This window comes from Sporosarcina beigongshangi (assembly GCF_033485195.1).
Taxonomy (GTDB): Bacteria; Bacillota; Bacilli; order Bacillales_A; family Planococcaceae; genus Sporosarcina; species Sporosarcina beigongshangi.
Window position 1 is genome coordinate 161,509 of the sequence record NZ_JAWLIR010000016.1, and the last position, 13,517, is coordinate 175,025.

General features: G+C 37.8%; 12 protein-coding genes. 2 read left to right on the forward strand and 10 right to left on the reverse strand.

What is annotated here, in order from left to right; all coding sequences use genetic code 11:
* Nucleotides 1–103: 103 nt before the first annotated feature.
* Nucleotides 104–2,398, forward strand: a complete 2,295-nt coding sequence (locus R2B77_RS09855) for a helix-turn-helix domain-containing protein (protein ID WP_203247592.1) — start codon at nucleotides 104–106, stop codon at nucleotides 2,396–2,398.
* 57 nt (nucleotides 2,399–2,455) lie between these two features.
* Here R2B77_RS09855 and R2B77_RS09860 read toward each other — a convergent pair whose 3' ends face one another.
* The 4 genes from R2B77_RS09860 to R2B77_RS09875 all read right to left on the reverse strand — a co-directional run bounded on the left by R2B77_RS09860 (nucleotide 2,456) and on the right by R2B77_RS09875 (nucleotide 7,053).
* Nucleotides 2,456–3,475, reverse strand: coding sequence for a dienelactone hydrolase family protein (locus tag R2B77_RS09860; protein WP_203247591.1), 1,020 nt, complete (start codon nucleotides 3,473–3,475; stop codon nucleotides 2,456–2,458).
* Nucleotides 3,476–3,509: 34 nt separating this feature from the next.
* Entirely contained in the window at nucleotides 3,510–4,385 is an 876-nt protein-coding gene (locus R2B77_RS09865) for a carbohydrate ABC transporter permease (protein WP_203247590.1), read from the reverse strand.
* A 20-nt stretch (nucleotides 4,386–4,405) separates the two neighbouring features.
* Entirely contained in the window at nucleotides 4,406–5,275 is an 870-nt protein-coding gene (locus tag R2B77_RS09870; RefSeq protein WP_232843468.1) for an ABC transporter permease, read from the reverse strand.
* 248 nt (nucleotides 5,276–5,523) lie between these two features.
* The gene (locus R2B77_RS09875) at nucleotides 5,524–7,053 is read right to left on the reverse strand and encodes an extracellular solute-binding protein (protein WP_203247588.1); all 1,530 of its coding nucleotides are present in this window, start codon (nucleotides 7,051–7,053) and stop codon (nucleotides 5,524–5,526) included.
* Nucleotides 7,054–7,289: 236 nt separating this feature from the next.
* On the opposite strand from R2B77_RS09875, the gene R2B77_RS09880 reads away from it, so the two are divergent.
* On the forward strand, nucleotides 7,290–8,291 hold the full coding sequence (locus R2B77_RS09880; RefSeq protein WP_203247587.1) for a LacI family DNA-binding transcriptional regulator: 1,002 nt from the start codon (nucleotides 7,290–7,292) through the stop codon (nucleotides 8,289–8,291).
* A gap of 229 nt (nucleotides 8,292–8,520) precedes the next feature.
* Here R2B77_RS09880 and R2B77_RS09885 read toward each other — a convergent pair whose 3' ends face one another.
* The 6 genes from R2B77_RS09885 to R2B77_RS09910 form a co-directional block, all read right to left on the reverse strand.
* The gene (locus tag R2B77_RS09885) at nucleotides 8,521–9,330 is read right to left on the reverse strand and encodes an inositol monophosphatase family protein (protein WP_203247586.1); all 810 of its coding nucleotides are present in this window, start codon (nucleotides 9,328–9,330) and stop codon (nucleotides 8,521–8,523) included.
* A gap of 19 nt (nucleotides 9,331–9,349) precedes the next feature.
* The gene (locus R2B77_RS09890; RefSeq protein WP_203247585.1) at nucleotides 9,350–10,195 is read right to left on the reverse strand and encodes a sugar phosphate isomerase/epimerase family protein; all 846 of its coding nucleotides are present in this window, start codon (nucleotides 10,193–10,195) and stop codon (nucleotides 9,350–9,352) included.
* A 76-nt stretch (nucleotides 10,196–10,271) separates the two neighbouring features.
* Nucleotides 10,272–11,054 carry a 2-dehydro-3-deoxy-D-gluconate 5-dehydrogenase KduD gene (gene kduD / locus R2B77_RS09895; RefSeq protein WP_203247584.1) on the reverse strand — a complete coding sequence of 261 codons (783 nt, stop codon included), beginning with the start codon at nucleotides 11,052–11,054 and terminating at the stop codon, nucleotides 10,272–10,274.
* Nucleotides 11,055–11,083: 29 nt separating this feature from the next.
* On the reverse strand, nucleotides 11,084–11,914 hold the full coding sequence (gene kduI, locus R2B77_RS09900; protein WP_203247583.1) for a 5-dehydro-4-deoxy-D-glucuronate isomerase: 831 nt from the start codon (nucleotides 11,912–11,914) through the stop codon (nucleotides 11,084–11,086).
* 41 nt (nucleotides 11,915–11,955) lie between these two features.
* On the reverse strand, nucleotides 11,956–12,969 hold the full coding sequence (locus R2B77_RS09905) for a PfkB family carbohydrate kinase (protein WP_203247582.1): 1,014 nt from the start codon (nucleotides 12,967–12,969) through the stop codon (nucleotides 11,956–11,958).
* A gap of 2 nt (nucleotides 12,970–12,971) precedes the next feature.
* A partial coding sequence (locus R2B77_RS09910; protein ID WP_322555684.1) for a bifunctional 2-keto-4-hydroxyglutarate aldolase/2-keto-3-deoxy-6-phosphogluconate aldolase occupies nucleotides 12,972–13,517 on the reverse strand: 546 nt, incomplete at its 5' end.

Here is a 13,517-nt window from a genome sequence, read left to right on the forward strand (position 1 = left end):
TAATCCATATGTTATAATTAAGTTTACTTGACAAACTAATTCTTCGAAAAATTAATTTAATAGGATTCATATTTAACTGTTTCTGAACAAAGGAGATTGTTTGATGAAAAATCGAAAGAAAATTTATACAAAACTATTGGCGATTGTCACAATTTTAGCAACACTTCCCGTCATTATAGTCGGCCTATTCTCTTACTTGAAATCAGCGGAAATTATTGAATTGAATGTCGCAGAAGAAAAACAGCAAAGTATATATCAAATTCAAACTAACTTTGAACAAGTCTTACAAACGGTTGATCTGTCTGTCACAACATTTGTAACATCACATCAATTGATAAAAACGTTGAAGGAGCCATTAACAACTTACCAATTTCAGCTCTATCATCAAATAAAAAAAGAAATTAACCAGCTTCAACGATCCGACAGCGGCGTTTCTAACTTTTTGTTAGTCAGTCTTGAGCAAGGATGGCGTATTAATAACAATGGGCTTAGAAGATTAAAAGAAGGACAGGCTGATGAAATTATTCAAAGATATGCTAGCCTACCTTATAAGTCCTCTTGGATCATTGAAAAAGAGGATCAGGTTCTATTTGACTCGAGCGACGGTAATTCATGTAATCATTATATTAATCTCGTAAAAAAGTTGCCCCTTAATTCAAATCAAAAAACTGGAATCGCCATTGCTTATGTACCTATCTGTGATTTTACAGCTATGCTAGCAAGTCATCTGGAATCAGAATCCTTAATGGTTTTAGATGAAAATTATACTGTCATTGCGCATAGCGATTCTGAACAAATTGGCGCTAACTTTTCAAGTCAATCATTTATCTCGAAGCTCAGTGAGCAACAAAAGAATAATGGGCAATACGATATCGCCCTAAATGGAAGCAATTACAAAGTTACATACAGAAAGTCGGCCTATAATAACTGGACATATATCTCAGTGATTAAAATAAGTGAATTAAATAAACAGTCTCATTCAATTGGCTGGTTTACGCTACTCATAAGTATAGTCATTCTATTAGGTGCCGTTATATTTTCCTTAATCGCATCCTATAGACTTTATGCGCCGATTAATCGGATAACGACGACGCTATCGAATTCACTTTCAAGCATCAATCAAAGTGGTAAAAAAGTCGATGAGTTTAGCATGATCGAAAGTCAAATTGAGCATGTTCTTGAACAAAATGATGAGTTAGAATCTAGACTTCAGGGGCAAATTGTACAGCTAAAGCAGTTCTTTATGGCTCGCCTTCTACAAGGTAATATTAATAGTGAAGAATTGCCAAATAAGCTGCATTCCTTTGGCTATGCGCAAGACTGGAAAAGGTTTTCAGTACTTGCACTTCAAATTGATTCGGTAGAGGATACAGAATACAATATTGACAATGAAGAAATATTATTATTTACGGTGAATACGATGATTGAGGAATTGATTCCTTCAAACAAAAGAATGACCCCTATTGTCATAAACAAAACGCAGGTAACGCTATTTTTTGATGATGAGGCGGAAGATAAACACTATGCAGAATCGCTCACAACGATGATTAAAAACATTAAATTAGAAGTACTAAATGATTTAGGACTATCGATTAGTGTAGGCATTAGTAAGACATACAAAGAGCTCGCGGACGCACATGAGGCATTTAAGGAAAGTCGTGAGGCACTCAGGCATGTACTGAAATTTGGGCCTGGCTCCATAATCTTTTATGAAAACTTACAAAGTGATTCTAGTTTCTTCACATTTTATCCGAAGCATATTGAAAATGACCTATTTAACGCCATTAAAGTGGGCGATAAGCTTGAAGTGGATCAAAACCTAGAAAAACTTTTAGAATCATTATTCAATGAGGAACTAAGTAATACACAACACGAGATTGCTATTGTACGTTTACTTACAAATTTAATAAAATTAACCGAAACGCTTGGTGTAAACGTATTGAAATATGATGGACATAAATCTTTATTCAACCAGCTTTATGAATTTAGAACGCTTCCTGAAGTCGTTAATTGGTTTAAGAAACTAATCATTTACCCGATAATGGATGAATCTGAAGAACGTACACAATCGCAATACAAAAATATTTCAGATGAGATCATTCATATTGTCCAACAAGAGTTCGATTCGGATTTAACACTGAACTATATTGCTGACAAGCTCCATTACAACGCAAATTATTTGAGCAGTATCTTCAGAAAAGAAACCAATACTTCATTTAGTGATTATTTAGCATTATATCGAATTAATGTTGCAAAGAAATGGCTAGCAGAGACGGATAGTACGGTGAAGGATATTGCCGAAAGACTTAATTATAAAAACTCGCAAAACTTTATTCGATCATTCAAAAAGGTTGAGGGCATAACCCCTGGAAAGTATCGACAAGATAAACAAGGATAAATTATCAAACCGAAAACATCCACCATTTGTAGAAAGCCAAATGGTGGATGTTTTAAATTATGTTGCTATTGATAGTTGATGGATTAACCATTCAAATGATTTTTCTCCACATATTTCGTGTCCGCCCTCAAAGACATGGGAGGAAAACGAAGTTTCTGCGTCTAATTCCCGATAAATTTCTGTTAGCCTGCCGATTGCCGCTAACGAATCTTTCAGTGGAAAAAGATGATCGGTTGTACCCGATTCAATAAATAAAGGTCTTGGCGCAATTAATCCAATTAAATCTGGCATTTCAGTGTATTTTAAAAGACCAGGTATGTAATTATCTAAACAGTGTCTTCTGTCCATAATACTGCCTTTAAATGTGCTTGTGTATCCACTTATAACTGTTGCTTTTATTCGTTCATCGAGAATGGAAGTGAAGGAAGCAACAAGTCCCCCTCCGGATATCCCCATACAACCAATCTGTCTTTCATCTACTTCCTCAAGTGTTTGTAAATAATCAATCGCTCGTCTACATTCTTCTACCCTTAGCCCTGCAAGTGTCTTTCCGAGTAAGAGTAATTGACTTGCAATCATATAGCATGAATTGTCCGTAGGAGAACTACCGCCTTGATCGGACTGTAATTTGCGATCACCAAAGCCAATTAACTCAGGTACAATGACAATAATACCTTTTTCAACAAGTTCAATTGCAAACTGCTTATGATAGCCTTGATCTTTTCTCTCGGAACCATCTGGGTTTAAACCAACAGCCTCTTTGCTTCCACAACCATGTCCATGAAGAGCGAGTACCGCCGGCAATTTAGTCACTCCCCTATTTTTAGGGATTAATAGATAGACAGGCATTTTTAAAGGATGAATAGTTGTTAGTTCAACCCGTAATCGAAGATAAGAGCCCATGTCTGATTGTTCCAATAACAGAGGCTCTAAATCTTCATTCTTTTCTTCGAAATCTCCTAACAATTGCTGAAATTCATTTTTCAAATCTAACCTCTCTGCTTTTCCATACACATTACTATGAGACGCCACACTCTTTTGATACAAACTATTCAAATATTGATCGGCAGACCACATTTAGTATCCCCCTCTCGCAACCAGCTGAGTCCATTTATTCTTTTACAGAACCCAACAAGGCTCCCTTTGCGAAATGTTTTTGTAAAAATGGATACACAATGAGAATTGGAATCGTTGCGATAACAATAACTGCCATTTTAACCGATTGAGACGGCGGTGGTACATCTGAGTATTCCGCACTGTCAAATGAAATACCCGTCGCTAGTACGACAATCTGGCGTAGCAAAACTTGAACTGGCCATTTTGCTGCATCGCTTAAATATAAAATAGCGTGCATATAGGTATTCCAGTAAGTTACACCATAAAAAAGTGAAATGGTTGCAATCGCTGGTAGTGAACAAGGTATCACAATTCGAAACAGTACGGCGAAATCACCAGCACCATCAATTTTTGCCGACTCCTCCAATCCGGACGGAAGGTTCTGGAAAAACGTTTTTAATATAATCATATTAAATACGTTTATAGAGACCGGAATAATTAGAGCAGCCAATGAATCTAACAATCCTGTTTTTTGCACGATGATGAACGTTGGAATAATTCCTCCGTTAAAGAGCATCGTAAAGATTATGAAAAACATAATATATCTTCTACCTGGCAAATCCCTACGCGATAGCCCGTATGCTGTCATAGTTGACATTAGCATACTCCAAGCCGTCCCAACAACGGTTACAAAAATAGAAACCCCTATAGATTTTAGAATTGTATCCGTAGAAAATATATATTTGTAGGCACTTAATGTGAACTTTGTTGGAAATATCAAGAAGCTTCTACTTGCTATTTCAGCACCTGTTGCAAATGAACTACCTAAAACGTGAACGAAAGGTAGTACCGTTACTAAAGCGATGATTGTTAGTATTGCTGTATTCGTAAAATTAAATAAGCGACTACCAACTGATTTGTCTTGAATCATGGGTACACCTCCTTAAACCATTAGTAAATGCCTTCTTCTCCATTCTTTTTCGCCAACCAGTTGGCAAAAATAACAAGCACAAGTCCTACAAATCCTTTAAACAATCCAACTGCCGTTGCATAACTGAATTGACCTTGTCGTAACCCTGCTACATAGACGTATGTATCAAAAATTTCAGCTACATGACGATTTGTTGAATTCAATAATAAGAAAACATGTTCAAATCCTAGTTCTAATACATCACCTATTTTAAGAATGAGTAGGATGACAATGACACTTCTAATGGCTGGTAATGTAATATGCCACATCTGCCTAAACCGGTTAGCGCCATCCATCTTCGCTGCCTCATATAATTGAGGGTCTACTGAAGCAACTGCAGCTAGGAAAATGATTGTTCCCCAACCAGCTTCACGCCAAATCACTTGTCCGATGTACATAGGACGGAACCACTTAGAATCCAATAAGAAGTTAATTTGCTCTGATCCCATTGATTTCAATAAGCCGTTTATAATTCCACCATCCATCGTAAACAAGACATAACTTATCGATACAACAACAACCCATGACATGAAATGGGGCAAGTAAATAAGTGTTTGAACAAGCTTTTTATATCGTTCGTTCATTAACTCATTCAACATTAAAGCAATAATAATCGGTATCGGAAAATAAATAAGAATCTGTAATCCGAATAGCACAAGCGTATTTTTTAAGATCATCCAAAAATCCGAAGAAGTAAACAATCGTTCGAAATGCTTAAGCCCTACCCATTCACTTCCGGCTATCCCCAAGTAAGGTTTATAATCCTGGAAAGATATGATCATTCCAAACATAGGAATATATTTATAGATAAATAAATATAACAAACCGGGAGCAATCATTAAGTAAAGCATTTTATGCTTTGCCAATCTTTTTCGTAAGCTCTTTTTCTCTATCGGCTCACTTGCCGATTCCGAAACAGTAATCTGATTACTCATTGTTATCACCCTTTCTGAGGTAGGTAGAATTCTTACCTTTTCATTTATATATCTACCTTTTCAAAACATATTGTACATATGTTTTGAAAAGGATTTCTTTCATATTAAAGGGTATCTTATCGCAACAAGGAGGGATCGAAATCCCTCCTGTGCGACTCCATTAATTATCTTGATGCATTAAACTCTTCAATAATTTTGTTACCGCCTTCAGATTTCCACTTTTCTACTTCTTTATTAAATCCAGCTTCATCAATTCCGCCAAGGATATAGTTATACGTAGCATCATTGATGATAGCTTGTAAACGATCTCCATCTTGAATATATGTTTCTGAGTCTAATGTAAGCGTTGGATCTTGTATTAAGTGACTATCATTTTCCAAAATTAACGCTTCAGCTTTTTGACGTGGTTCATAATCAAAGCGTGATTCGTATCTTCCGTTCGTTTCTGCTTCACCAATTCCTAACATATTGTACGCAAACACTTCTTTATTGATTTTATCTTGATCACTATCAATAACTGCATAGCCATCCACAACTGTATAATGTTCGCCCTCTACTCCCCACTGAACAAGGTTAGAAAGTTCTGGTGTCATCATCAAATCGTAGAATGCTAAAATATCTTTCAACTCTTCTTCTGTTTTGATTGCAGATTTAGGAAACAGGATTTCATTGTTATATCCTGGATTCGACCATACAGTAAAGTCTCCAGTCGGACCTGCAACGTAGTTGTGTACATCAAATACTAAATCCGGGTTAAGTTCAACTGCATCGTTATACAACCCTAGAATGTCAACCATTGCACCGATATAAATACCAGCTGTACCGTTTTTCAACAATGCTTGCTGATCTTCTTTACTTGTTACAGGGAAGTCTTGGTTCATAAACTTATCATCACGTAAATCTTTCATAAAGTTCATTGCACTCATATACTCTGGGAACATGAATTCAGGCAATAATTCGCTGTTTTGCTCTCCCCAGTTATTTGGTGTTCCGTACCAAGATGCAATTGTTTTAAATGCACCATAGATTAGATCACTTCTATCTGTTAAGCCGATTGTGTCATTTTTACCATTGCCATCAGGATCATCTTCAGTAAATGCTCTTGCCATTTCATAAAACTCTTCAACTGTTTTTGGTGCTTCTAAACCTAGTTTATCAGCCCAGTCTTTTCGATAGATCATACCTTGGCGGGAAAGTGGACGACCTTGATAAAGTGAGTACACTTTTCCATCTACCATTGTATTTTTAACGACTTCATCTTTTAATTTCCCTAAGTTGCTAAATTCACTGAGGTAAGGTCCAATTTCCCAGAACTGTCCATCACGAATTGCACCTTTAAACTGGTCTACTTGGTCCGCTCCCATTGTTACCGCTTGTGCAAATGTTCCAGTAGCGAATGCAGTATTCAATTTATCGCTATAGTTATTGTCTGGAACCCATTCCATTTTGATTTCTACATTGGCAGCTTCTTCTACTAATCTAAGTAGTTTTTCATCTGGCACTTCTGCAGTGTGAAGTTTTGTCATAATAGAAATTTTTGTTTTCTCTTTATCCTTTACGACAGCGTCCCCATTATCACTTGACGAACTTGGTGAAGCGCTTTCATCTTTATCCTTATCATCACTACATGCGCCCAACACCATCAAAACTAGTAACATTGAAAATAAAACCGTAAACCCTTTTTTCCAGTTCATATTCACAAACACCCCTTCTTCTATTTTTACTGCACATTTAGCATAAGTTACGAGTGCGTATATCGTATATAATCAATTTCTTATACTCCCCGCAAACCCATTCACATCAAGGTGAAAACGCTTCCATAATAACATACTGATTATTCTTTATATCTGTAATTTGCTTCAACAATGAAAACGTTGTTATTATATGGTACATTAGAATACATACTACATATCGAAATAGGTGATGAATTTTGAACATAACAATCAAAGATATTGCGAAAGTTGCCAAAGTGAGTTATTCCACTGTGTCAAAGGCATTAAATAATAGTCCCTTAGTTAGGGAAGATACGAAAAGAAGAATCGTCGAGATTGCAAAAGAATTAGGTTACGAGCCTAATTTTGCCGCACAAAGACTTGCTTCTAAACAAACGAGAATTATCGGACTCATTTGGCCAACAATTGAACGAGTTGTCCTATCAACATTGGTGACAAAAATTAGTGATAAGATTAACGCAACACCCTATTCCATGATTCTTTCTGTCGATCCTGTACAAATAGCTTTAGATACATTTAAAAGATTTCAAACAGATGGCATCATTTTATTTGAAGAGAATACGGATATATCTATTGATACAAGTTCAATTCCATTGCTTTCCTATGGAGTTGCAGGTAAAGAAAACTCCCCTTATCCGATAATTGATGCGAATCATGAGCAAGCCATGTATGAAGCGGTGCATTACTTAACTCAATTAGGTCATACAAATATCGTTTATATCGGAGACTTATCATCTACTGACCCAATGCAAATCGAGAAATACAATGGATTTAAGAAAGCAATGACACTATTTGGTTTGCCAGGAGACAATGATCAGTTAATCGATACAGCTGGACTGAATGCATACGATGGTTATCTCGCAACCTTAAAAACTCTTGCCAATTCTACTCACCCTACAGCGATTGTGGGGGGGAGCTTTGATATTAGTGGTGGCATTATTCGGGGCATTAAGGAGAGAAACCTACAAATTCCTGAAGATATCTCCATTATTAGTTATGATAATATTCCCCAAATGGCCGATATTGAAATCCCATTAACCTGTATTGGTGTACCGGTTGATACGCTGGCGGCTGAAATTGTTACAACCATTATCCAGTTCATTGAAGAGAAGGAAGTACAGCCCCTTGTTAAGAAACTAACTCCTATTCTAAATGAAAGAGCCAGTTGTGCAGTTAATAAAAATATACTTGTTGATTGACTATTAATAAACAGGTGAAATTTATTCATATACTTGGCACTCTGCTTACAGTTTGGTTTTGATTCACTTTGGATTGAACTACTACTATACCATTAACGATGTATCTTGATGTGTAGGGCCGGGGCCGCGAAAGGCAATTATTCACAATAAGCAGACCGAAAAAAGGTGTGACTAGGAATGACGAAGTCATTTCTAACCACACCTGCCCTCTCGGTATTAATGTCCATGATTATTTTTTGCCTTGTCGCAAATACTCTTGAATGATTTCCTGCTGAACGGCTGGATGACAGGTTAATGTAGATTCGTTTGTCAACAGTGTGATGTGGGCTCCATCTAAATCTGTTGTGACACCACCTACTTCATTCACAAGAATAATGCCGCCTGCTATATCCCATGGAGCAAGATTCATTGTTAAATAACCATCTATAATTCCTTCCGCAACATAGGCAAGCTTTAAAGCTGCTGAACCATAAGTTCTTGAGCCCCGTATTTTCTTGACCAACTGCTGCATAATCCGCTCATCCATGACACTATTCTCGCATAGCCAATGATGATTGAAACCAAGCATCGCTTCTTCAAGCAAAAGTTGTGGCTTTAAAGTTGGCAGCTTCACATCGTTTTTATAAGCTCCTTCATTTCTTTTAGCACTATACAGAATATCAGCCATGACATCGTAAACAAAGCCAATCTCACCAATGCCTTGGTGAAAGATACCGATGGAAATAGCAAAATTCCTTTTTTGCTGTACAAAGTTCATTGTGCCATCTATTGGATCAACAATCCATACAACTCCATCCAATGATGTGACATCATCTCCATAGCCTTCTTCACTAAACAACAGATGATGCGGATACGTTTTTTTGATATTTGTAGCTAAAAAATATTCCGTTTCTTTATCCATCGTCGTAACAAGATCTTTTGGGTTAGATTTCGTATCAATAATGAGTGGATCATTAATTTTTGTACGAATGGTTTCACCAGCTTGTAAGACCCATTCCTTTGCATGCTGAAAAATGTCATCACGCAGTTTTTTATCCATATAACTTCCCTCCCCTATGTTAAGCCTGTTTGTATTTCTCCTTTAAAAACGCAATGCTATCATTAATATAAGGCTCTCTTGTGTTCTCCAACAATACATTGATATACGGTTTTTTCGGCTTTATTAATTTGAAGATTGCATCATAATTTAGTAGTCCTGTACCTACTGGAACCATTTTGATCCAATCGTCTTCAATGATAAAATCTTTGGCATGCATAATGACCATTCGATCGCCAAAAAGGTCCATTGCTTCTTGAAAAACTTCTTCTTGCCTATGATAGTTTGTCGGATTCAAGAAATTTGCCGGATCAAAGATGACTTGAAGATTTGGCGAATCAATGCTATCCAATAGTCTTTTTAATACTTGCGGAGAATGAACAGGATGATTAATGCCTCCTTCTATAGCAACAATGACACCAAATTTCTCCGCTTCTGCCACCAATTCGCTAACGCTCTCTACTACTTCTAGAAAAGGTTGTTCTTCGTAATTGTCTACCGTATAGCCTGTCTTTTCATAGACATTTCCGGTTTCAGTACCAACAATACTACAACCAAAATCTCTTGCAAAGCGAATATGCTCTTTAAATCGATCCAATTCTTGTTTTCTTTTGTCTTTGTCAGGATGGATCATGTGAATATAGCAGCCTAACACAGCTATTTGAACATCTTTCTTCCGAAATTCATCCCCGATATGGCGAGCAAAGCCAGGACTTAAACTGCCAACACTCGTATTCATCTCTGTAAAGGATTTACCTAGCGCTAGCTGCACAGATGTTAGTCCCTTGCCTGCAATTTCTTCTACTAACCCCTCTATTGTCGTCTGATTTTCAATATCATGTGCACGTATTCCTAAATTCAATTCCATGATTATCCCCTCTTTACTAGTTTTATATACGCAATACGCCGTATCACTGCCAGTGATACGGCGTATTTGAAAAATATTATCTCGACAACCATCCGCCATCGACAGCAATGATGGAGCCATTCATATAATCAGACGCCTTACTTGCTAAGAAGACGACAGTTCCCATTAAGTCTGCTGGGTCTGCCCAACGCCCTGCTGGTATGCGTGCTAATATTTCACTATTACGTTTTTCATCTGCACGAATCGGTGCAGTATTTGCTGTTTTTACATAGCCAGGTGCAATCGCATTTACTTGAATTCCGTGTTCCGCCAATTCATTGGTGAATGCTTTCGTTAAGCCTACAACACCGTGCTTACTCGCTGTATAAGGAGGAACAAACTTCCCACCTTGGAATGATAGCATAGAAGCAATATTAATGATTTTACCACTCTTTTGTTTAACCATTAAGTGAGCAACTTCCTGACTTAAGAAAAACATGGAATTGAGATTGAGTTCCATTACTGCATCCCAATCTTCACCCTTGTATTCAAGTAGTGGAGCGCGTCGAATTGTTCCGGCGTTGTTGACTAAAATATCCACTTGTCCATAGACTTCTTGACATTTAGCAACTAATTCTTTCACTTTTTCTCTATCAGTCAAGTCCGCCTGGAAAAACTCAACTCTACGTCCTTGTTGTTCGATTAACGCTCGCGTTTCATCCCACTCATCGCCATGGGTCACAATGAAGAGATCTGCACCCGCTTTAGCAAGTGCAACTGCATACCCTTGACCTAATCCTTTGTTTCCACCAGTTACAATGGCAACCTTGCCTGCCAAAGAGAAAAAATCTAGTGAGAATTCATTTAACTGATTCGTCATGCGTATAGTCCTCCCTAATTAACTTTGTTTTATCTCAAATCTGCCATCGCGACATGGTCCATATCGTCATATGTGATGTTCTCTCCGCACATGCCCCAAATAAATGTATAGTTACTCGTTGCAGTTCCAGTATGAATCGACCAGCTTGGTGAAATAGCCGCTTGTTCATTTTTCATGACTAAATGTCTCGTTTCATCTGGTTCACCCATGAAGTGGAATACTCTTGTTTCTGGTTCCATATCGAAGTATAAGTAAACTTCCATCCGACGCTCATGCGTATGGCAAGGCATTGTATTCCAAACACTTCCAGCCTGCAACATTGTTAAGCCCATTTGTAGTTGGCAGCTTTCACAATTATTCGGGTGAACATATTGATAAATTTTGCGGACATTTAACGTACCTGGCTCACCCATTTCAAGCGGTTTAATATTATTAATATCAATTTTCACCGTTGGGTACGTATGATGTGCCGGAGCAGAGTTAATGTAAAACTTCGCAGGATTACTCGCGTCCTTAGAACGGAATAACACTTCTTTTGTTCCTCTCCCCACATATAATCCGTCTCGACCAACCATTTGGTACTCCTCACCATCTAAGATGACAGAGCCTTCTCCACCAATATTAATAATGCCTAGTTCACGGCGTTCAAGGAAATAAGTAACCCCTAGCTCCTTATCTAGCTTAATTGTTAACTCCTCATTCGTCGGTGTCACGCCACCAAAAATCATTCTGTCTACGTGCGTATACGTTAAATGAACTTTTCCAGCTTCAAAAAGTGTTTCGACAAGAAAATGTTTTCTCAATTCATCTGTATTGTATCTCTTTATTTCTTCTGGGTGATTTGCATAACGTGTTTCCATTTTCCATCCTCCTATTGGATAAGTCCTTTTAATCCTTCAACCTAACGAATGATACGACCTGAGCCATTTTCAATAAATCCATTAATTTCATCTACCGAAAAGACATTACAATCTCCATGTACAGTATGTTTTAATGCAGACGCAGCTGTTGCAAATGAAACAGTTTTTTCAAGAGATTGCCCCTCTAGTATTCCATGTAAAATGCCTGCGGCAAATGCGTCCCCCCCACCGACACGGTCGACAATGGGCTCAATATGATGCTCTTTGGAATGATATAAAACTCCATCTGCAAACAAATTACCTTGTAAGGTATTGGCAGAGGCGGAAATTATTTGTCGAAAAGTTGAACTCATATACGTAATGTTCGGGTACATTTTTTGTATTTGTTCGTAATAGTATTGCAGCTTCATCTCTTTATTGAGCGAATTAGGAGCCTCGGCAATTTCAAGTAAATGAATCGCATCCAATTCACCGCAAGAACAAATATCGACATACGGTAAAAGTGGTTTAATAGCATTCGCTGCTTCCTTTTGATTCCACAGTTTTGAACGATAATTGAAATCAAAGCTTGTCACTACGCCGTGGTCTTTTGCTTTTTGTAACGCAAGTAGCGTTAGCGCTTGTAAGGTAGGAGATAAAGCAGGTGTAATACCCGAAACATGAAAAAGGTTTACCCCCTGAAAGATTTCATCGAAGTCGATTTCCTCTTCTGTCAGCTCAGAAAGACTAGAATATTTCCGGTCATAGACGACCTGCGCACTTCTTTCTCCTACCCCGCTTTCTAAATAGTAAGTGCCTAAGCGTTCACCGCCGTGCAAGACATAACTTGTGTCAACACCATACAAGCGCAAATGTCTTTCTGCTGCATGACCGAGTTGGTTATTCGGCACTTTACTTACAAAACGGACAGTATGCCCAAAATTGGCTAATGATACTGCTACATTCGCTTCAGCACCACCATAGTGCATCGTTAGCTCATTCGCTTGAACTGCCCGTACTCCAATTCTAGTAGAAAGACGTAATAAGATTTCTCCAAATGTAATTATTTTTTTCATCCTTACGCCTCTCTAGCTTGTTGGACTTTTTCAACAAACCTTCTTGCGTCTATTGTCATTTTTTCAAACTCGCCCGTTTTGGCATGTGCTACTAAACTGCCACCTACACCTACAGCAACGCAGCCATTTTTAATCCACTGCGCTACATTTTCCAGATCTACTCCACCCGTTGGCATAATATTCACTTGTGGGAGTGGAGCCTTCACACCTTTGACCCAATCCGGCCCAAATGTGTTTCCAGGGAATAATTTAATAATATCAACGCCTGATTTAAGTGCTTGCTTCATTTCAGTAATCGTCATACATCCTGGCATATAAGGAATTTGGTACAGATTACATAACTCAGCAGTTTCTTGGTCGAAAGTTGGACTGACGATGAACTCAGCTCCGGCTAAAATAGCAATTCGCGCCGTAATTGCATCTAAAACTGTACCTGCCCCAATAACAACGTTGTTATTTTGTTGGTAAAGAGTCGCTAATTCGCGAATGATTTGATCTGCATCTTGCACGGTGAAAGTGATTTCAATTCCTGTAATTCCGCCTTCTAT